This is a genomic window from Dyella sp. (assembly GCF_051954575.1).
GTDB lineage: Bacteria > Pseudomonadota > Gammaproteobacteria > Xanthomonadales > Rhodanobacteraceae > Dyella_B.
Genome location: NZ_JBQCHP010000078.1, coordinates 14,171 through 32,517, shown reverse-complemented (window position 1 = coordinate 32,517; position 18,347 = coordinate 14,171). Strand labels below are relative to the sequence as shown.

The window sequence follows — 18,347 nt, the reverse complement described above, 5'->3', positions numbered from 1 at the left end:
CGCTGGGTTTAGAACCTCGGTCGCGACAGCTCGCCCAAAAAGTGCGGCAGCACCGCCGGGTTCGCCAGCACGGTAAACACCACGCCATAGGCCGCGCCCCACAGGTGGGCGCTATGGTTGACGTTGTCCCGCCCGTTCTGGTCCATGTAGATGGAGTAGGCCACGTACAGCACCGCATAGATGATCGCTGGCACTTTCAGGAAGAAGATCCAGATGCTCTGCCACGGCGCATACATGATGAAACCGAACACCACCGCCGACACCGCGCCGGACGCGCCGAGGCTGCGGTAATTGTTGTTGTGACGATTCTTCAGGTAGGTGGGCAGGATCGACACGATCAAGCCGCCCAGATAGAACAGCGCAAAGCCGAATGTGCCCAGGGTGGCGTTGTAAGCCGGCTCCATCGCCCGTCCGAAAAAGAACAGCGTCATCATGTTGAACAACAGGTGCATCGGATCGGCATGCAGGAATCCGTACGTCACCAGCCGGTAGTACTCGCGCTTGCGTTCGATCGCGGGCGGCCACAGGATCAGATCGTCCACCAGCCGCCGGTTGTTGAAGGCCATGAACGAAACGATGCAGGTGGCGGCGAGAATGATGAGCGTAGTCATCGGCATATGACGAATCCGACCATGAGAACAAGGAATCCGCGCATCTTGACGTTCACGCGCCAAGTTGTCGACCGCTAGAATGGATAGTCGCTCTCCACTTTTTGCCCTGCCGTACGTATGAAACCCATCCGCTACATGCACCTGGACGTCTTCGCCGCCAGCCCCGGCGGCGGCAATCACCTGGGTGTGGTCACCGATGCCGGCGGATGGAGCGATGCCGACATGCAGCGCTACGCGCGCTGGACCGATCTGGTCGAAACCACGTTCCTGCTGCCGCCTGGCGATCCCAAGGCCAGTTATCGCGTGCGCATTTTCACGCCGGAAAAGGAAATCGCCTTCGCCGGCCATCCCAGCGTAGGCAGCGCGCATGCGGTGCTCGAATGCAGCCTGGCCGAACCGAAAGATGGCGTGCTATGGCAGGAATGCGGCGCCGGCATCCTGCCGATTCGCGTGGAAGGCAGCGGTGCACAACGCATCCTGATGCTGCAATCGCCCGAGGCGCGCGTGGTGAAAACCGGCCTGCATGCCCATCCGCTGCTGGCCGCCACGCTCGACGGCATCGACCTGGGCAAGCTGCCGCCCGCGCTGGTCGACGGTGGTCGCCGCTGGTGGCTGGCCGAATGCGTGGACGAAGCCAGCCTGCGCGCATGGCAGCCCGATCACAGCGCGATCGGCGCACTCGCCGTCGCCAGCGGCAGCATGGGTTTGTGCGCCTTCGCGCGTAGCACGCATCGGGATTATCAACTGGTGGTGCGCGCGTTTCCTTCGGGCGTGGGCATAGTGGAAGATCCCGCTTCCGGCGCCGCCAATGGCCTGATCGCCGCGTACCTCACACACGCCGAACCCAACGGTCCACTGGCCGGCGGTTATTCGGTGAGCCAGGGCCGCGAGATGGGCCACGATGCATTGCTGATCGCGCACATGGTCAACGGCACGATCTGGATCGGCGGACGCACCAACACGGTGATCGACGGCACCCTGCACTGGAACGCGCGTGACTGATGCGCCGCGCATCTGGGTGGATGCCGACGCCTGCCCGGTAGCGATCAAGGAGATCCTGTTTCGCGCTGCGCAGCGCGCGCAGGTGCAGGTCACCCTGGTGGCGAACCATGCCTTGCGAACGCCGCCTTCGCCGTACATCCGCAGCATCCAGGTCGCCGGCGGTTTCGATGTGGCGGACAACGAAATCGTCAGCCTGGTCGCGCCTGGCGATCTGGTAGTCACGCAGGATATCCCGCTGGCCGCCACGGTGATCGGGAAAGGCGCATTGGCCGTGCATCCTCGCGGCGAGCTGTTTACGCCCGACACCATTCAACAACGCTTGACCATGCGCAACTTCATGGAAGAACTGCGCAGCGCAGGCGTGAATACCGGCGGGCCTGCCGCCTTGCATCCGCGCGACAAGCAGGCGTTTGCCAACCAATTGGATCGCTGGCTGGCACAACGACGGTAGGTTGGGGTGCGAACCCAACATCCCCATGCCCATGGTTTCAATACGTTGGGGTTCGCACCCTGATGGGTTCGCACCCAACCTACGCACGCCGATCCAGGTTCGCCCTTCGTGCGGATGCGCGCGCAAGCGCCGCCAGGTCCATCTCCTGCGCACCATCGGCTAGCGCCTCGATCAGGCTTTCGCGCAGCACGCCCGCCAGCGGCATCGGCACCTGCTCCGCCTGCGCGGCGTCCTGCGCCAGCATCACGTCCTTCAAGCCCAGCGGCAAGGCGAAGCCCGGCGGCGTGAAGCGCTCCTCCGCCATCGCCTTGCCGTAACCCTGGTACACCGGAGAGGCGAACAGCGTGCTGGTCATCAGCTCGATGAAATCGACCGCGCTCACGCCATAGGCACGCGCCAGCACGGAGGCCTCGGCCAGGCTTTCGATCGCCGAGACGATCATGAAATTGCCGGCGAGCTTCACCACGTTGGCGCGCTCGGGGGTTTCGCCCATCGGCCACAGCCGCGCGGCCATCGTTTCCAGCAACGGCCGGGCTTTTTCGATCGCGCCCGGCGCGCCTGCCACCAGCATGTTGAGCTTGCCCGCGGCGGCCACATCCGGACGGCCAAACACCGGCGCGGCGACATAGCCGAGGCCGCGCCTGGCATGCTCTTCAGCCAGTTGCCGCGCGAGCGCCACCGAGATCGTGGCGTGATTGACGTGCAGCGTGCCCGGATCCATCGCGTCGAGCAGACCGCCATCCAGGAACACGCTGCGTACCGCCTGGTCGTTCGCCAGCATGCTGTGCAGCACTTCGCCCTGCGCGGCGCGATCCGGCGTGCTGGCCGCTTTGGCGCCCAGCGACGCGAGCTTTTCCGCCGCTGCTTCGGAACGGTTCCACACCGTCACGTGATGCCCGGCCGCCACCAGATTGCTGGCCATGGCGCTGCCCATCGCGCCCAGTCCGATAAAGCCGACTTTCATGGAGCTTCTCCTGTTGCATGCGACAAGTGGAGCACGGGCGATGTCCAGCGAAAGCGAAGCATCACGCCACCTCGCCGGCGGCGCGGCCAGACGCCCATGCCCATTGGAAGTTGTAGCCGCCCAACCAGCCCGTCACGTCGACCACTTCGCCGATGAAATACAGGCCGGGAACGTGTTTCGATTGCATCGTGCTTGAAGAAAGACCGTCGGTATCCACGCCGCCCAAGGTTACTTCCGCCGTGCGATAACCTTCGGTGCCGCTGGCGACGATCGGCCAATCGTGCAATCGCGCGCCGGTATCGTTGAGGTCCGCATCGCGGTACTGGCGCATCGGCCTGCTGCCCAGCCAAAGCTCGCACAGGCGTTGCGCTAATCGTCGCGGCAGCAGGTCGCCCAGCACATTGCGCAGCTCCGCCGCCGGCCGCGCCGCGCGTTGGGCGATCAGCCAGTCGCCGATGTCCTGCTGCGGCGACAGATCGATGCGCAGTTCGTCGCCCGCTTGCCAGTAGGAGGAAATCTGCAGGATCGACGGTCCGCTGATGCCCCGATGCGTAAACAGCAGGCCGGCACGGAAGCTGCGCTTGCCCACGCGCGCTTCGGCCACCGGCAAGGCGACGCCGGCGAGATCCTGGTAGTGCTCCAGATGCTTGCCGCTCAAGGTCAGCGGCACCAGTCCCGCGCGCGTCGGCAGCACGTTGTGGCCGAATTGCCGCGCCAGCTCGTAGCCCAAGCCGGTGGCGCCCATGCTGGGAATCGACAGGCCGCCGCTGGCCACCACCAGCGATTCAGCGTGCACTTCGCCGTTCGCCGTCAGCACGGTAAAGCCCTCGTCGGTCTTGCGCACGCGCTCCACCGCGCAACTGGTTTCGATGCGGACGCCGGCCGTTGCGCATTCGTCCAACAGCATGCGCACGATCAACTTGGAAGATTCATCGCAAAACAGCTGGCCCAACTCCTTCTCGTGATACGCGATGCGATGCTTCTCGACCAGCGCGATGAAATCGGCCGGCGTATAGCGTGCCAGCGCCGACTTGCAGAAATGCGGATTGGCTGAGATGTATTGCGCGGGCGTCACGCCCAGGTTGGTGAAATTGCAGCGGCCGCCGCCGGACATCAGGATCTTCTTGCCCGGCTTGTTGGCATGATCGAGCACCAGCACACGCCGTCCGCGCTGCCCGGCCGTGATGGCGCACATCAGGCCCGCGGCGCCGGCGCCGATCACCAGGACATCCACCTTCACGCCATCACCGCCGTCGCCGCCATGCACATCGGTCCATTATCCAACACCGGCATGCCTTAAACTCGGCGTCTGCTGAAAACCCCAAGGATTCCCGCCATGCCTTCCTTCGACGTGATCTCCGAAGTCGACAAGCACGAGCTCACCAATGCGGTCGACCAGGCCAACCGCGAGCTGTCCACCCGCTTCGACTTCAAGGGCACCGACGCCAAGTTCGAGCTGGACAAAATGGTGATCACGCAAAGCGCACCCAGCGAATTCCAGTTGCAGCAGATGCTGGACATCCTGCGCGGACGCCTGGCGGCGCGGAAGATCGATCTGCGCGCACTGGACATCGCCGATCCGGAAGTGAACCTGGGCGGCGCACGGCAGAAGGTCACCGTGAAGCAAGGCATCGAACAGCCGGTCGCCAAGAAGCTGATCGCCATCATGAAAGAAGCCAAGCTGAAAGTGGAAGCGCAGATCAACGGCGACAAGCTGCGCGTAAGCGGCAAGAAGAAGGACGATCTGCAACTGGCGATCGCGCTACTGCGCAAGGCGGATGTCGAACTGCCGTTGCAGTTCGACAACTTCCGCGATTGACGTAGGTTGGGGTGCAAACCCCAACATCGCCATGCGTGTATCCCGGTGTTGGGGTTTTGCACCCCAACCTACGCAAGGCCGGCGGCGATATTCACGCTGATCGCGATGATGAACACGTTGAAGAAAAACGCCACCACGCTGTGCAGCAGCGCGGTGCGGCGCAAGGTGTGGCTGGTGATCTGCACGTCCGACACCTGGAAGCACATGCCGATCACGAAGGCGAAGTACACGAAATCCCAGTAGTCGGGCTGCGGGGTGCCGGGAAACTCCAGCCCTTCATGCTGCTTGCCGAACTCGCCGTAAAACCCGTGCGCGTAATGCAGCGCGTACATCGTGTTCATGAACAGCCATGACAGCACGATGCTGGCCGCCGCCATGCCCATGGACGCCAGCCCGCCGCCCTTGGCCGCGTGCATTTCGGTGAACAAGGCCACCATCACCACGATCGATACCGACACCGCCACCCACAAGGTGGTGCGGCGGCCGGTGTCCTGGCAATGCGCCTGGCGCGCCATATGCGCCGCCGTCGCGCGGGTGAACATGCGCGCCAGCATGCTGAGGAACAATAGGGCGCCTAGGTCGAAGCCGAGCAGCACGGCGGACGCCAAACGCACACCGAGCACCGACAGCACCACACACGCCACCACGAACACGATGGCCGATACGGTAAGCAAGGGCCGCGCGCGCACGAAACGTACCGGCGCCCATACCCGCCGCCGTGCATGGACGGCGTGATTTCCGTTCGAGGCGGCGCTGACGCCGTGCTCGCCAGGCGATTGGATGGGAGCCGTCATGCGCGCAGATCCGCAAATTCAGGATGGCGCTCCATCCACACCCGCGCGTAGCTGCACGCCGGCACCACCTTCCAGCCTTCGCGGCGTGCGGTTTCCAATGCCGTGCGCACCAGTTCGCTGGCGATGCCGCGCCCGCCTACTTCGGCAGGCACGCCGGTGTGGGTGATGGTCATCACCTGGCCTTGCAAGTGATAGTCCAGTTCGCAGAGGAAGCCATCCACAATGGCCTCGAAGCGATGCGCTGCAGCGAGATGACGGATATCCAAGGTGATGATGCCGTTCTGCGTTTACCGGGGTGCAAAGCATAAACCTCTTGCCCGCTTCGGCGAAGCCTCATTGCCATTGGGGAGCATCGTGCCAAATGCTGGGATCGCCCCGCCCTGGAACTTTTTGCCAGCACAACAACAGGCAAAGCAGAGCCTGGCTCACTTGAGGGCGTCCTTCGACGCGCGCTCAAGCGGGTCAGGCCTGCTTTTTTGCTGGAACCGGCTAAATTGAATCGGAAGTCGCAACTTTCCTGGATTTCAGAGCGTCGCCAGGCGACTGCTTTCTGGCGGTTGCCAGAGGCGCCGTGTACGAAATCGCGCCCATCAGTGAGGCGGGCACATCGCTGTAGTCGCCGCCGCTACTGCGCGCACCCCAAACGATCACTCGCCGGTCGGAGGTCAAGGCAGCAAACGCGCCCCAGCTTGGGTAGATCGCACGAACCTGGCCGGGAATCGGAACGGTATCGCTCGGGAAAACGCCGCCGTAAGCCGTATTTCCCCATTGCACCACAGTGCCGTTCGCGCGGAGCCCGGCAAATGCCTGAGCATTGCCTACGACCTGCACGATGTCGGTCAGTCCGGCAATCGGTGCAGGCAAGGTACCGCCGTTGCCGACCTGGCCCCAGGCTACCACCTGGTTGGTTTTGCGCCGTGCCACAAAGGCCTGCGCGTTAGCCACGATTTCCACTACATCGGTCAGTTCGGCAATCGGAAGTGGCACATTTGCGCCGTAGCTCACATCCCCCCACGCCACGACGGCGCCATTGCGACGCCGCGCAGCAAACGCGTACTGATTGCCCGTCACCTCCGCGATGTCGGTCAGGATGGCGATCAGGTAGGGGACGTTGCCGCCATACGGTGGATAACCCCACGCCACCACCGCTCCGTTACTTCGCAGCGCCGCGAACGCATACGAATTGCTTGTCAGTTCCACCACATCAGTCAAGCCGGCGATCGGTGACGGTACGTTGCCGCCGTAGCTCGGGTCGCCCCACGCCACCACTTCCCCAGTGACGCGCAGCGCCGCGAACGCGTACTGATTGCCCACCACCTTCACGATATCGGTGTAGGCAGTGATGGGCGCGGGCACGTCGCCGCCATAAGCCCCGTGGCCCCATGCCACGACGGAGCCGTTTTCACGCAAGGCTGCAAAGGCATACTGGTTGGGGAACACCGCCACGATATCGTCAACGCCGGCGATGGGCGCTGGCACCGTGCCGCCGAGGCCGGGACTGCCCCAAGCGACTACCGACCCGTTCGCCCGCAACGCTGCGAAGGCGTTCGGATTGGCCACCACCCGGACGATATCGTCCAGTGCTCCGATAGCATCGGGCAGCGTGCCGCCATAGCCAGGACTTCCCCACGCCACTACCCTGCCATTCGTGCGCCGCGCCGCATAGGCAGACGCGTTGGCCGTCACTTCCGCAATATCAGTCATGCCGGGAATCACGTTACCGGTGTTACCGCCGTAGCCTGCATTTCCCCATGCCACCACGTTGTGGTTATCCCGCTGCGCTGCAAAGCTGCCGTTTCCACCTACTCCGTTACCGGTAAGGTTGCGCGGACTTATGATCTGTTGCGAGGTGCCTCGCGTTACGTGCAACGGCACATTCGGACGCGTGTCTACGAATTCCGTACCCGCAAACAATTCCACTTCATCCGCGTATCGCCAGTACGCTTCAACCGCCTGCAACGTGGCATCGTCAAGCGCGTGGAGACGGCGTCTGCGAGCACTTTGATAAAGAGATTCGTTATCGAACTGATGATGCTCTGAGCGCGCGCCGATCACGAGCAGGCCGCTTTCTATCTGTGTTCGCACAAGGTAATACGAAGGCGGTGATTGCCGGGGCTGTTCACCTTGGCGCCTGACGACGTAAGTAATGCTGATCTCGAACCCTTCATTGGCGTCGATCAGCGACCGCGGAGCCTGCACGGTCACATCGGCACCGAAACTCGTCACATGAAACGGCAATATCGCGGTTCCGTCCGAGTTCCGCCCAAACCATACCACTTCGCCCCGATCGCCAGGGTATAAACCCGCCAAGAATGAAATCCGAATCGTTGCGCCTTCCGGTGGCAAGTGGGCAGGGTTCAGTAGGTCACCCTGCGCCTGGTCGATCGTCGGCGCAGGCAGTTGCAATACGGAGGCGACTTTCAGCAGATACGGCGCTGACTGCTCTGCCCCGCCATCGCTACAGCGCAGCACCGTGTATTCCACGGTTACGCCCAATCCCTCGTTGGCGAGGACGGCGCTGGCCGGAATCACCAGTTCCAGGGGCCTGCCCTCATTGGCGCGGGTGACTCGTTTCGTTACCTGCGCGCAACCTGCACCTTGTGCCCCACGCCAATACACCGTCACTTCATCGCCAGTCATCAATTGAACTGCCGCCGGTATCACGATCGTTGCTCCACCTTCTGCATTGGCGGGCATGAGAATGTCGTTCACCGTCTCCTTTACCTGTGGCAGCTCAGTCAGAACAGTGGGAGCACGCAAACCAACAGGGGGCATCTGAGTCGTCATGACAAACCTCCATGTGTGATAGTTGCAACCCGCAGCCACGTTCGGCGGGTTGAAAGAGCCGGCAACGTAGCGGCATCAAGGTAAATCCATGGTGTCGGCCAAGTGATAACAAAAGAACGGGGTCGGGTTCACTTTCCTTTGGTTGCAGGAGAAAGCGCGAAAGGAGCATTGGCTGGAAAACCGACTAGTCCGCGCACCAGCCCTCATTCGCAAGCAGGGAAGGAGTGGTCCAATCGGCTTGCAGATTCCGTCGCAAGCCAACGTCTCTCAAGTCACCCGTTGCGCAGACTCACGCAGACGGCCAACGTTGAGCGTGGACCATTTCTTCCCATGCGCTTCTCGCGGCTATGGTGTGCGAAAAGCCCGCAACGATGCAGGTTACGCCGCTACTTGTTCGGCTATCCGTTCACGCCGCACACGCACCGCCTTTGCCAGGCGCTCGAGCACGTCGACGGTGCTGTCCCAGCCGATGCAGCCGTCGGTGATGCTCTGCCCATAGGTGAGTTCACAACCGGGCAGAAGGTCCTGGCGTCCGGCCACCAGGTGGCTTTCCACCATCACGCCGTGGATGCGCGTTTCGCCGGCCTCGAGCTGAGTGGCGATGTCGGCCACCACGCGCGGCTGGTTTTCCGGCTGCTTGGCGCTGTTGGCATGGCTGGCGTCGATCATCAGGCGTTCGGCCAGGCCGGACTTGCCCAGCACGGCGCAGGCGCTGGCGACATTGGCGGCGTCGTAGTTGGGCAATTTGCCGCCGCGCAGGATCACGTGGCAGTCCTCGTTGCCGGCGGTGGCGGCGATGGCGGTGCGGCCATGCTTGGTCACAGCCATGAAATGATGCGGACGGGCGGCGGCGAGCACCGCGTCGACGGCGATCTTCACGTTGCCGTCGGTGCCATTCTTGAAACCCACCGGGCAGGACAGGCCCGAGGCGAGTTCGCGATGCGACTGGCTTTCCGTGGTGCGCGCGCCGATCGCGCCCCAGGCGACCAGGTCGGCGATGTATTGCGGCGTGATCAGGTCGAGGAATTCGCAGCCGGCCGGCAGGCCCAAGGCGTTGATGTCGCACAACAGGCCGCGCGCCAGGTGCAGGCCCTTGTCGATGTGGTAGCTCTCGTCCAGGTCCGGATCGTTGATCAGTCCTTTCCAGCCCACCGTGGTGCGCGGTTTTTCGAAATACACGCGCATCACGATTTCCAGGGTATCGGCGTGCTTCTCGCGCTCGGCGACCAGGCGGCGGGCGTAATCCATCGCAGCGACCGGATCGTGGATGGAACACGGGCCGATCACCACGGCAAGGCGGTCGTCTTCGCCATGCAGGATCTTGTGCAAGGCATGGCGGGAAGCGGCGACGGTGGCGATGGCCGCTTCGCTGGCCGGGCAATCGCGCATCACCTCGTCGGGGGTGGGCACTTCTTTTATTTCGCGGATGCGAAGGTCGTCGGTACGGCTGGTCATGGCGGGAAGGTCCTGTTGGTTGTCCGGCGACCCAAAGAAAAAGCCGCCAGGGTGGCTGGCGGCTTTTTCGAGATTAAGTGGTGATCTTCTAGTTACGATCGCACACCATGCTCCGCCGCCGGCTTCCGATAGCGATACCAAAAGTAATAGCGGGCGGTGGTGAAGATCATGGGGTCAAGTGATACCACATCAGGGCCCTCGTGCAAATGAGAGAAAGGACTATGACGCGTCCCTGCCATGCGCTACTGTCCCGCCGCCGCACCTTTTCGGAGTTTTCCATGCCGCGTTTTTTCGCTCTCCTGGCCGGCGCCCTGCTCGCCCTGGGCGCCCTTGGCTCGTCATCGGCGCGCGCCGATGACGTGACCGCGATGACCACCAAGGATGTGGTGGTGGGCACAGGCAATACCGCGCGCGACGATTCGGACGTGCGCATCAACTACATTTGCTGGCTGTACGACGCCAAGGCGCCCGACCATCACGGCGCGAAAATCGACAGTTCCTACGACGGCGGCCGCCCGCTCAGCTTCCTGGTCGGCTCCAACGAAGTGGTGGAAGGCATGGACAGCGGCATCAAGGGCATGAAGGTCGGGGGCAAGCGCACCATCGTCGTTCCCTCGCGCATGGGTTACGGCCGGCGCGGGTCGCCGCCCGACGTGCCGCCGAACAGCGCGCTGGTGTTCGATATCGAATTACTGGAAGTGCACTAAAACGCCGACAACGGCATGATGGCCAGGCAGAACGTCAGTACGTCCCCAATTGTCACGCTGGAGGATCGACCGATGAAACGCCTGCTCTACTCGCTCGCGACCGCCCTGCTGATGCTGGTTCCCGCGTCGGCTTTCGCGGCGCAGGGTTATACCATCGCCACCGTCAACATGCTGGCGGGGCCGGATCCGCAATATCCCTTGATCTACACCCTCGATCCCGGCACGCCCGTGGAGGTGCAAGGCTGCACCGACGGCTGGCAATGGTGTGACGTGATCGCCGTCGGCAGCCGCGGCTGGGTCGCCGGGCCGTATATCGAATACCTCTACAATAACCAGCCGGTGTTCGTGAGCGACTACGGCGCACGCATCGGCATTCCGGTGGTGACTTTCGCGATCGGCGCGTACTGGGGCCGCTACTACGTCAACCGGCCGTTCTATCGCGATCGCACTCGCTGGTACGCGCGGCCGATTCCGGTTCGTCCGTACCCGGGACCCAGGCCGCCGATCCGCCCATGGCCGGGGCAGCGGCCACCTGCGCCGGGTTATCGCCCGCGACCGCCCGGCAACAGGCCACCGCCCGGCAATGGCAATCGTCCGCCGCCTGGCGGTGGCGGAAACAGGCCGCAGCCCGGCAACGGCAATCGCCCACAACCGGGCACTGGCGGCCCGCCCGGTCAGAACACAAAGCCGGCGCCGCGGCCGAATGGGCAGCAGCAAGGGAATAACGGAAACAACGGCGGCGGTTGAACGAAGAGATTTCCGCTCTCGCCTCACGCCTGTGTAGGTTGGGCTGAGGCGCAGCCGCCCCCCAACGCGAAAGGGTAGATGGCAGTGCTGGATTTCGCCCCGGATCAAATCCGGGGCTCTCTACCCAACCTACACGCCATCTTCTAAATCACGAACTGCACGAAAGCATCGAGCACCCCGCCCGATGCTTCGCCCACTCCGGCCGCTTCTGCGCAAAATGCTCGCGACCCGGCTGCTCGTCGTATGGATGGCGCAGCACGTCGAGCAAGTCATGGATGCCTGTGTAATCGCCATCGGTGGCGCGATCGATCGCTTCCTGCGCCAGATAATTGCGCAGCACGTAGCAAGGATTGGCCGCCTGCATGCACGCCAGGCGCTGCTCCGGCGGCCATGCATCCTCGCGCACGCGCGCGGCGTAACCGTCCAGCCATCGCAGGAAATCCGCTTCGGCGGCTTCGCGCTTCGCGTCGTCGTAGAAGGCATGGCGCAACGGCTCCACCTGTGGCGCGTTTGAATCGACACGACTTAACGCGCGAAAGAACAGCGTCATGTCCACCTCGGCCTGATGCAGCAACTGCTGCAGCGTTTCCATGCGAGTGACGTCGTCGTCGCGGCACTCGGAAAGCCCCAGCTTGGCCGCAATGTCGCGGCGCGTCTGCAACATGTATTCGGCCACGTAACGATCGAGCCCCGCCTGCAATGGCGCCACGTCGCCAAACAACGGCGCGATCGCGGCGGCAAGCCGGCTAAGGTTCCACCACGCCACGTTCGGCTGCTGGCCGAAGCGATAGCGGCGGCCGACCGCATCGGTGGTGTTGGGCGTCCAGGTTGGATCGAAATCGTCCACCCAGCCGTACGGACCATAATCGATGGTGAGTCCAAGCACCGACATGTTGTCGGTGTTCATCACGCCGTGCACGAATCCCACACGCATCCAGTGCGCAATCATGCTTGCCGTGCGCGCGCAGATTTCGGCGAACCATTCGGCGTAGCGGTTTTCATCGCTGCCGGCCAGGTGCGGAAAATCGCGTCGGATCGTGAAATCCACCAATTTCCGCAGCAGCGCGAGATCGCCGCGCGAAGCGGGCAGTTCGAAATGGCCGAAGCGGATGAACGACGGAGCCACGCGGCAGACGATCGCGCCGGGTTCATGTTGTGGATGGCCGTCGTAGAACATGTCGCGCTCGACCGTTTCACCGGTAACCAGCAGGCTCAAGGCGCGTGTGGTCGGTACGCCCAGGTGATGCATCGCTTCGCTGCACAGGAATTCGCGGATCGACGAACGTAGCACCGCGCGTCCGTCCGCTCCGCGCGAATACGGCGTGCTGCCGGCGCCCTTCAATTGCAGCTCCCAGCGCTTGCCCTGCCGCGTGAGCACTTCGCCTAGCGAAATGGCACGCCCATCGCCAAGCTGCCCGGCCCACGTGCCGAACTGATGCCCGCCATAGTTGGACGCCCACGGCTGCATGCCTTCCAGCACGCCGTTGCCGCCGAATACCTGGGCGAAAAACGGGCTGGCGATATCGGCATCGCTGAGCCCTAGCATCGCCGCCATCTCCGTCGACCAGGCCACTACGCGCGGCGCTGATACCGGCGTGGGATCGATGCGCGAATACACCGCGCCCGCCACCTGCCGAGGCCCGTGGCCGTGATCCGGATCGCCAGGCAAGTCGCGGATGAAAGCGTTATCGAACTGAAGATTCGTCAGCATCATGCAAAGTGATATTCGGGCGGACTTGTCTGGTGCAAGGCAGCAAAAATGATAGGGACAGCACACTTTTCACGTCATCTATACATCCATGGTTAAAGCTTGATACAGTTTGGCCGCGGCTACACAGGGGTAGCCGGCGGAGTAAACAACTATGCACATGCTTCTTGCTCGTTCCGCCATTGTGCGCGGAATGCAGCTGGTAGCAGGGATGCTCGCAGTCACCAAGCAGGACACCTCACAACAAGCGGTAAGCGACACACTGGCCGAGTTCAAGCTGGTGTCGTGGACGTCCAGCACGCACTCTCGTCGCGAAGACGAACTTGCACGCTTGCACCAGATGCACACCGAATCCTGATCACGAAAAACCGGCCGTCTATACAGCGGCCGGTTCAAAGATTCGCGCGATCTCTTCCGCGTTGAGCTGACGCCATTGGCCTGGCTGCAAATCCGCCAATTGCAGTTGACCGACTGCGACGCGCTGCAAGTTTTCCACATGGTTGCCCGTAGCGGCGAACATCCGCCGCACCTGGTGATAACGCCCCTCGGTGATCGACAAGCGCACATGGCGCGGCGCGAGCACGTCCAGTTTCGCCGGTAGCAGAGGCGTGGTTTCCGATTCCAGCATCAGCGTGCCGCTGGCGAACAAGGCCTGCTCGTCGCCGCGCAGGTCCTGCGCCAGAGTGGCCTCATACACCTTGGTGACGTTGGCGCGCGGCGAGATGATCCGATGCAGCAGGCCGCCGTCGTCGGTGATCAGCAACAAGCCCGAGGTATCGCGATCCAATCGTCCTACCGTGGACAACGCAGGATCGCGCTGCCGATAACGCGGCGGCAGCAGGTCGTACACCACGCGGCCCGGATCTTTGCGCGAGCAGGTGACGTTGAGCGGCTTGTGCATCATCACCAAGATGCCCGCCGGTGGATCGAGCGGCTCGCCATCGATGCGGATCTGCGCGTGCTCGACCTTGTCATCCGCGTACAGCACGTCACCTTGCGCGTCGGTGATGCGCCCTTCGCGGAACATCCACGCGACCTCCTTGCGGCTGCCGTAACCCAGGTTGGCGATCAGCCTGACCAGCCTCATGCGCGTACACCTTTTGCTTCGATCACTTTGAAACCTTCCTGTATGACCACCGCGCGCACCTGCTCGAAGTGCGCCGCCAGCGTAGCCTCGTACGGCAAATGCCGATTGGCGACCAGCAACAAGCGGCCATGCGGCAGCAATGCGCGCGCCGCCTGCGTGATAAACGCGCGGCCAAGCTCGGGCAGATCCGCCCTGCCCTGGTGGAACGGTGGATTGCACACTACTGCATCGTAGCGCTGGCCTACGCCGGTGGTGACGTCGTGCCACAGAACATCCACCGCGAGTGCGCGCTGGTGTTCGCGCATCGCCTGCTCGAGATTGATGCGCGCCGGTTCCAGCGCACGCGCTTCGGCTTCATACAGATCGAGCGCCGTAATGCCGGGGCAGCGCGCAATGAGTTGTGCGGCGAGATAGCCATAACCCGCACCGAAATCGGCGACACGGCCATGCAGGTCATCCGGCAGATGCGCGGCGAGCAACTCCGATGCGCTGTCTACGCGATCCCACGCGAACAAGCCGGGCCGGCTCATGTACCCAGCGGCGTTTATCTGCGGACGATCCAGCGCTAGCCAGGATTCGAGCAATGCGTCGTCACGTGTTTCCGAGCTACCCCAGAACACGCGGCATTTGTGCTTGGAAAGATGACTGACCGAACCGAGCAGCGCCGCCAGATCGGCCTGCGCGGATTTCGCCCCTTCCGCATTCGGCACGCACGCCACCACCGTGCCGCCCTCGGCATGCCGCACCGCCTTGGCAAACCATGCGCGTGCTTCATCGCGTTGCCGCGGCGGCAACAGCAACACCAGCTTGAAGCGCGCATCGTCGGCGGGTTCGGCGACGTGGAAGCCGTCACGCAGCAAGGCATCGGCAAACGGCTTGAAGCTCTGCTCGCACAGCCAGCCCGACCGTGCCACTTCGCGCAAGCGAAAGCTGTTGCGCGCACGCAGGAACAACACATTGCCGTCGGCGGGCAGATGCAACACGCCGTCTGCGAACGGCAGGAACAGCGCATCGAGCACCGCTTCGGGCGTGGAGGCGTGGAAGCCGGATGAGGTCAAACGAGTGGGTCCGGTGGAAACAGGGCACGTATTCTATGCCCGCGCGCTGCAAACTTGCGGCCGTAGGTTGGGGTGCAAACCCCAACACCCTGTTGCCGATCGGCTTGGCGATGTTGGGGTTTGCACCCCAACCTACGCGGCTTAGCTATTGCGCCCGACTCGCGTGATCCAGCGATACATCGCGAACGTCACCGCCATAAACGCGATCGTGCCGATCCACACCGATGCGTTTTCGAAACTGTCGCCCACCAGGGCCAGCGGCGCCGGCTTGCCGGAGAACACCACGATCGCCGCCACCAGCACGCCGATGATGCTCTCGCCCACGATCAGGCCGGAGGCGAGCAGCACGCCCAACTGCTTGGTGGCCTCCGCCTTCGGCGTGCGATCGGCGCGGCGATCGAAATACCAGCCGACGATCGCGCCCACCACGATCATCAAGGTGGTGGAGGTGGGCAGGTACATACCCAGGCCTACCGCCAGCGGCGGCAGTCGTACGGATTTGGTGGTGCCGGCGAGCACCGCATCCAGCACGATCAGGCACACGCCAATGGCGCCGCCGAGGATGATCAGGTTCCAGTCGATGTTGTTCTGGATCACGCCCTGCGCCAGCGCGGAAATCAAGCCGGCTTGCGGCGCCGGCAGCGCATGCGCGGGGTCCACGCCCGGCGCCCCGAGGAAACCGTAGGCCTTGTTGAGCAGGTCCAGCACCGGCGGAATCACGATCGCGCCAGCGATCACACCGATCACCAGGGCCGCCTGCTGGCGCCACGGCGTAGCGTTCACCAGCTGGCCGGTTTTCAGATCCTGCAGGTTGTTGTTGGCGATCGCCGCCACCGCGAATACCACCGAGGTGATGAACAGCGCAAACGCCACCAATGCCTTGCCCGAATCGGCCGGCAGGTCGGATTTGACGCCCGCCACCAGCAGCAGCGCGGCGATGATTACCACCAGGATGCCGATGCCGGAAAGCGGACTGTTGGACGAACCGATCAGGCCCGCCATATAGCCGCATACTGTCGACACCAAAAAGCTCAGGATCAACACGAACAGTACGCCGCCGACCACCAGCAGCGTCGTGTGCGAGGCCAGTCCGCTGACCACGCTGAAATGGCCCAAGAGGTAGGCGACCGGAATCATGCACAGCAATACGATGAGGCCGACGATGCCGATCGGCATGTCGCGTTCGGTAAGCGGCAGCGTGTCGCCCTTGCCGGCCTTGCGCACGCGCGAGGCGGCCATCGCCGAGGTGAGGCCGCTGACCACCGGCCTGACCAGCTTCAGAAGCGTCCAGATCGCCGCCACGCCAATGGTGCCGGCGCCGACGAAGCGCACGTAATGGCTCCACACGCCCTGCGCCACTTCGGCCACGTCGCCGGTGGCCGGATGCAGCAGGCTGAAATGCGGCACCGCCCAGCCCCAGCTGATGATGGCGCCGAGCAACATCGCCAGGCCCACCCACAGGCCCACCAGGTGTCCCACCGCGAACAGCGCGAAGGAAAGCGAGAAATCGTAGCCGCTGGTCGCACCGCGGTCGCCGATGCGGAAGTACTGCGCCAGGTCGCTGGCGAATAGCTTGGTCTGGATCACCACGTAGAACACGGCCGAGACGATCGAACCGACCACCACCGCCTTGAGGCCGGCGCTGCCGCCTTCCACCGCGGCCGAATCGGATGCTTCCACCACTTCGCCCGAACCCACCTTCAGCACTTCGGCGCAGGCCACGCCTTCCGGATACGGCAGATCCGAATCGGTGACCAGCGCGCGGCGCAGCGGGATGGTGTACATCACGCCGAGAATGCCGCCTGCGGCGCAGATGCCGAACGAGACCCAGAACGGAAAGCCGGTCCACCAGCCAACGATGATCAGGCCCGGCAGCACGAAGATGATCGAGGACAGCGTGCCCGCCGCCGAGGCGACCGTCTGCACGATGTTGTTTTCCTGGATGGTCGCGTTCTTCATCGCGCGCAGGATCGCCATCGAGATCACCGCCGCGGGGATCGAAGTGGCGAAGGTCAGGCCGGCCTTCAGGCCGAAGAACACATTGGCCGCCGTGAACAACAAGGTGATCACGATGCCGATGATCAGGCCGCGCACAGTGAGTTCGGCGCGTTCGGCACCGGGTCCAGGTACTGCATTCACGGGTGTGTCTCCCCAAACTGTCCAGCTAACAAGATAGCGTGGATCGCGGGGATCATGTTGCCGCGCTGCAGGATCGCAACCGTAAGCTGGGTTACCCCGGACTTGATCCGGGGGTAACCCAACCTACGAACGCGTGTCAATCGATCAACGCGCCACCTTGCGGATATCCCCGCGCATCTGCTCGGCAATGCCGCTCGCGCCATCGGCCAACAGCTTGGGCAAGGCCTGCGCATAGGCCTGATCGCTCGCGCCGCTGCCCACCGCGGTGGCCACTTGTGTTTTGTAGTTGTGGCTGACTTGGAAGCCGTGCGCCCAAATCGCGCAATGCACGCCCACGTCCATGGAGACGTTGCCGGGCGATTTTTCCTCATTCACGCGCAGGCTGGCGTTCAACGCATCGCAGGTTACGACCAGGTCCTGCACGTAGTTGGTGCTGAGCTGCGCGCCCAGTTGCGATTGCATCGCCTTGGCCAGTTCCGGCGAGGGCTCCAGCGTGAGCTTGTGATCGAGGCCGCGCACGTCGAGCTTGTCCGCACCACCGGTCACGGTGAGCCACGGCGCCGTGCCCGGCTGCACCAGATCGCCCAGCGGCGCCGGCGCGTGCACGTTCTGGCCACCGCAGGCAGCCAGCAGCGCAGCAGCGGCGCCGATCGTCAGAAAGCGTTTCATGTCATTCCCCCTTGTCACGAACTGCGCAATTTAATGCAGCGCAGCAAGCACAGCAACGGTTTCTGTCGTAAGGGGAATGCATCAGGGCGGCGCCGGCGAAGCCGGATCCACATCCGGATGACGCTCGCGCCAGGCCGCCAGCGCCTGCCGATAATGCTGCCGCGCTTCCTCGTACAGATCGAAGATGCATGGATCGCATCCGTTGCCGCAGCAATCGCCCGGATCGGGTTCGACCGGTGGCGCCGGCGGCGGATCGTCGCGCAATTGGTTATCGTTGGGGATCGGCGTGTCGTTCATACGCAAAGCAGGCCAGGCAGCTTTCACCATGCGGTCCTGCTGCCTGCACGTC

At 63.5% G+C, this 18,347-nt stretch carries 19 protein-coding genes; 6 read left to right on the top strand and 13 right to left on the bottom strand.

The annotated features are described in order from the left end of the window. Window positions 1-8: 8 nt before the first annotated feature. Window positions 9-617 carry a rhomboid family intramembrane serine protease gene (locus tag ACTHNE_RS10700; protein WP_324945799.1) on the bottom strand — a complete coding sequence of 203 codons (609 nt, stop codon included), beginning with the start codon at window positions 615-617 and terminating at the stop codon, window positions 9-11. 111 nt (window positions 618-728) lie between these two features. Here ACTHNE_RS10700 and ACTHNE_RS10695 point away from each other — a divergent pair, with 111 nt between their 5' ends. Next, complete coding sequence (locus tag ACTHNE_RS10695) at window positions 729-1,613, top strand: PhzF family phenazine biosynthesis protein (RefSeq protein WP_324945802.1); 885 nt, start codon at window positions 729-731, stop codon at window positions 1,611-1,613. Continuing rightward, window positions 1,606-2,064, top strand: a complete 459-nt coding sequence (locus tag ACTHNE_RS10690; protein ID WP_440269238.1) for a YaiI/YqxD family protein — start codon at window positions 1,606-1,608, stop codon at window positions 2,062-2,064. Before ACTHNE_RS10695 ends, ACTHNE_RS10690 begins: the two co-directional genes overlap by 8 nt. Window positions 2,065-2,143: 79 nt before the next feature. Here the strand turns inward: ACTHNE_RS10690 and ACTHNE_RS10685 are convergent, their stop codons facing one another. Both ACTHNE_RS10685 and ACTHNE_RS10680 read right to left on the bottom strand, forming a co-directional pair. Then, complete coding sequence (locus tag ACTHNE_RS10685) at window positions 2,144-3,028, bottom strand: NAD(P)-dependent oxidoreductase (protein ID WP_324945808.1); 885 nt, start codon at window positions 3,026-3,028, stop codon at window positions 2,144-2,146. A 61-nt stretch (window positions 3,029-3,089) separates the two neighbouring features. Further along, the gene (locus ACTHNE_RS10680) at window positions 3,090-4,268 is read right to left on the bottom strand and encodes an NAD(P)/FAD-dependent oxidoreductase (protein ID WP_440269237.1); all 1,179 of its coding nucleotides are present in this window, start codon (window positions 4,266-4,268) and stop codon (window positions 3,090-3,092) included. 96 nt (window positions 4,269-4,364) lie between these two features. Between ACTHNE_RS10680 and ACTHNE_RS10675 the strand changes: the two genes are divergently transcribed. Continuing rightward, entirely contained in the window at window positions 4,365-4,847 is a 483-nt protein-coding gene (locus tag ACTHNE_RS10675; protein ID WP_440269236.1) for a YajQ family cyclic di-GMP-binding protein, read from the top strand. A gap of 68 nt (window positions 4,848-4,915) precedes the next feature. Here ACTHNE_RS10675 and ACTHNE_RS10670 read toward each other — a convergent pair whose 3' ends face one another. The 4 genes from ACTHNE_RS10670 to ACTHNE_RS10655 form a co-directional block, all read right to left on the bottom strand. Then, the gene (locus ACTHNE_RS10670) at window positions 4,916-5,641 is read right to left on the bottom strand and encodes a DUF1345 domain-containing protein (RefSeq protein ID WP_440269235.1); all 726 of its coding nucleotides are present in this window, start codon (window positions 5,639-5,641) and stop codon (window positions 4,916-4,918) included. Next, entirely contained in the window at window positions 5,638-5,913 is a 276-nt protein-coding gene (locus tag ACTHNE_RS10665) for a GNAT family N-acetyltransferase (RefSeq protein ID WP_324946608.1), read from the bottom strand. Before ACTHNE_RS10665 ends, ACTHNE_RS10670 begins: the two co-directional genes overlap by 4 nt. Window positions 5,914-6,130: 217 nt before the next feature. Next, entirely contained in the window at window positions 6,131-8,428 is a 2,298-nt protein-coding gene (locus ACTHNE_RS10660; RefSeq protein ID WP_440269234.1) for an RCC1 domain-containing protein, read from the bottom strand. A 378-nt stretch (window positions 8,429-8,806) separates the two neighbouring features. After that, entirely contained in the window at window positions 8,807-9,883 is a 1,077-nt protein-coding gene (locus tag ACTHNE_RS10655) for a 3-deoxy-7-phosphoheptulonate synthase (protein ID WP_324946602.1), read from the bottom strand. Between the two features lie 278 nt (window positions 9,884-10,161). On the opposite strand from ACTHNE_RS10655, the gene ACTHNE_RS10650 reads away from it, so the two are divergent. Together ACTHNE_RS10650 and ACTHNE_RS10645 are read left to right on the top strand one after the other, a co-directional pair. Next, window positions 10,162-10,590 carry an FKBP-type peptidyl-prolyl cis-trans isomerase gene (locus tag ACTHNE_RS10650; protein WP_440269233.1) on the top strand — a complete coding sequence of 143 codons (429 nt, stop codon included), beginning with the start codon at window positions 10,162-10,164 and terminating at the stop codon, window positions 10,588-10,590. Window positions 10,591-10,662: 72 nt separating this feature from the next. Next, a complete protein-coding gene (locus tag ACTHNE_RS10645; RefSeq protein WP_324946598.1) occupies window positions 10,663-11,337 on the top strand; it encodes an SH3 domain-containing protein in 675 nt (224 codons plus the stop codon). A 148-nt stretch (window positions 11,338-11,485) separates the two neighbouring features. Here ACTHNE_RS10645 and ACTHNE_RS10640 read toward each other — a convergent pair whose 3' ends face one another. Continuing rightward, a complete protein-coding gene (locus ACTHNE_RS10640; protein WP_440269242.1) occupies window positions 11,486-13,045 on the bottom strand; it encodes a protein adenylyltransferase SelO in 1,560 nt (519 codons plus the stop codon). Window positions 13,046-13,256: 211 nt separating this feature from the next. Here ACTHNE_RS10640 and ACTHNE_RS10635 point away from each other — a divergent pair, with 211 nt between their 5' ends. Next, complete coding sequence (locus ACTHNE_RS10635; RefSeq protein ID WP_324937592.1) at window positions 13,257-13,403, top strand: hypothetical protein; 147 nt, start codon at window positions 13,257-13,259, stop codon at window positions 13,401-13,403. Between the two features lie 18 nt (window positions 13,404-13,421). Here the strand turns inward: ACTHNE_RS10635 and ACTHNE_RS10630 are convergent, their stop codons facing one another. The 5 genes from ACTHNE_RS10630 to ACTHNE_RS10610 all read right to left on the bottom strand — a co-directional run bounded on the left by ACTHNE_RS10630 (window position 13,422) and on the right by ACTHNE_RS10610 (window position 18,295). Beyond that, on the bottom strand, window positions 13,422-14,132 hold the full coding sequence (locus ACTHNE_RS10630) for a pseudouridine synthase (protein ID WP_324937594.1): 711 nt from the start codon (window positions 14,130-14,132) through the stop codon (window positions 13,422-13,424). Then, on the bottom strand, window positions 14,129-15,190 hold the full coding sequence (locus tag ACTHNE_RS10625) for a class I SAM-dependent methyltransferase (protein ID WP_324937596.1): 1,062 nt from the start codon (window positions 15,188-15,190) through the stop codon (window positions 14,129-14,131). Before ACTHNE_RS10625 ends, ACTHNE_RS10630 begins: the two co-directional genes overlap by 4 nt. A gap of 141 nt (window positions 15,191-15,331) precedes the next feature. Further along, on the bottom strand, window positions 15,332-17,329 hold the full coding sequence (locus ACTHNE_RS10620; RefSeq protein ID WP_324937598.1) for an OPT family oligopeptide transporter: 1,998 nt from the start codon (window positions 17,327-17,329) through the stop codon (window positions 15,332-15,334). Window positions 17,330-17,473: 144 nt separating this feature from the next. Next, window positions 17,474-17,998 (bottom strand): hypothetical protein, encoded by a 525-nt coding sequence (locus ACTHNE_RS10615; RefSeq protein ID WP_324937601.1) that lies wholly within the window; start codon window positions 17,996-17,998, stop codon window positions 17,474-17,476. Between the two features lie 81 nt (window positions 17,999-18,079). Beyond that, window positions 18,080-18,295, bottom strand: a complete 216-nt coding sequence (locus tag ACTHNE_RS10610) for an oxidoreductase-like domain-containing protein (protein WP_324937629.1) — start codon at window positions 18,293-18,295, stop codon at window positions 18,080-18,082. Between the last annotated feature and the right edge of the window lie 52 nt (window positions 18,296-18,347).

Excerpts from the sequence above, each read along its gene's own strand:
- ACTHNE_RS10695 (WP_324945802.1), top strand. The coding sequence starts at position 729 with ATGAAACCCATCCGCTACATGCACCTGGACGTCTTCGCCGCCAGCCCC.
- ACTHNE_RS10615 (WP_324937601.1), bottom strand. The coding sequence starts at position 17,998 with ATGAAACGCTTTCTGACGATCGGCGCCGCTGCTGCGCTGCTGGCTGCC.
- ACTHNE_RS10635 (WP_324937592.1), top strand. The coding sequence starts at position 13,257 with ATGCTCGCAGTCACCAAGCAGGACACCTCACAACAAGCGGTAAGCGAC.
- ACTHNE_RS10670 (WP_440269235.1), bottom strand. The coding sequence starts at position 5,641 with ATGACGGCTCCCATCCAATCGCCTGGCGAGCACGGCGTCAGCGCCGCC.
- ACTHNE_RS10610 (WP_324937629.1), bottom strand. The coding sequence starts at position 18,295 with ATGAACGACACGCCGATCCCCAACGATAACCAATTGCGCGACGATCCG.
- ACTHNE_RS10685 (WP_324945808.1), bottom strand. The coding sequence starts at position 3,028 with ATGAAAGTCGGCTTTATCGGACTGGGCGCGATGGGCAGCGCCATGGCC.
- ACTHNE_RS10655 (WP_324946602.1), bottom strand. The coding sequence starts at position 9,883 with ATGACCAGCCGTACCGACGACCTTCGCATCCGCGAAATAAAAGAAGTG.
- ACTHNE_RS10675 (WP_440269236.1), top strand. The coding sequence starts at position 4,365 with ATGCCTTCCTTCGACGTGATCTCCGAAGTCGACAAGCACGAGCTCACC.
- ACTHNE_RS10700 (WP_324945799.1), bottom strand. The coding sequence starts at position 617 with ATGCCGATGACTACGCTCATCATTCTCGCCGCCACCTGCATCGTTTCG.
- ACTHNE_RS10645 (WP_324946598.1), top strand. The coding sequence starts at position 10,663 with ATGAAACGCCTGCTCTACTCGCTCGCGACCGCCCTGCTGATGCTGGTT.
- ACTHNE_RS10650 (WP_440269233.1), top strand. The coding sequence starts at position 10,162 with ATGCCGCGTTTTTTCGCTCTCCTGGCCGGCGCCCTGCTCGCCCTGGGC.
- ACTHNE_RS10630 (WP_324937594.1), bottom strand. The coding sequence starts at position 14,132 with ATGAGGCTGGTCAGGCTGATCGCCAACCTGGGTTACGGCAGCCGCAAG.
- ACTHNE_RS10660 (WP_440269234.1), bottom strand. The coding sequence starts at position 8,428 with ATGACGACTCAGATGCCCCCTGTTGGTTTGCGTGCTCCCACTGTTCTG.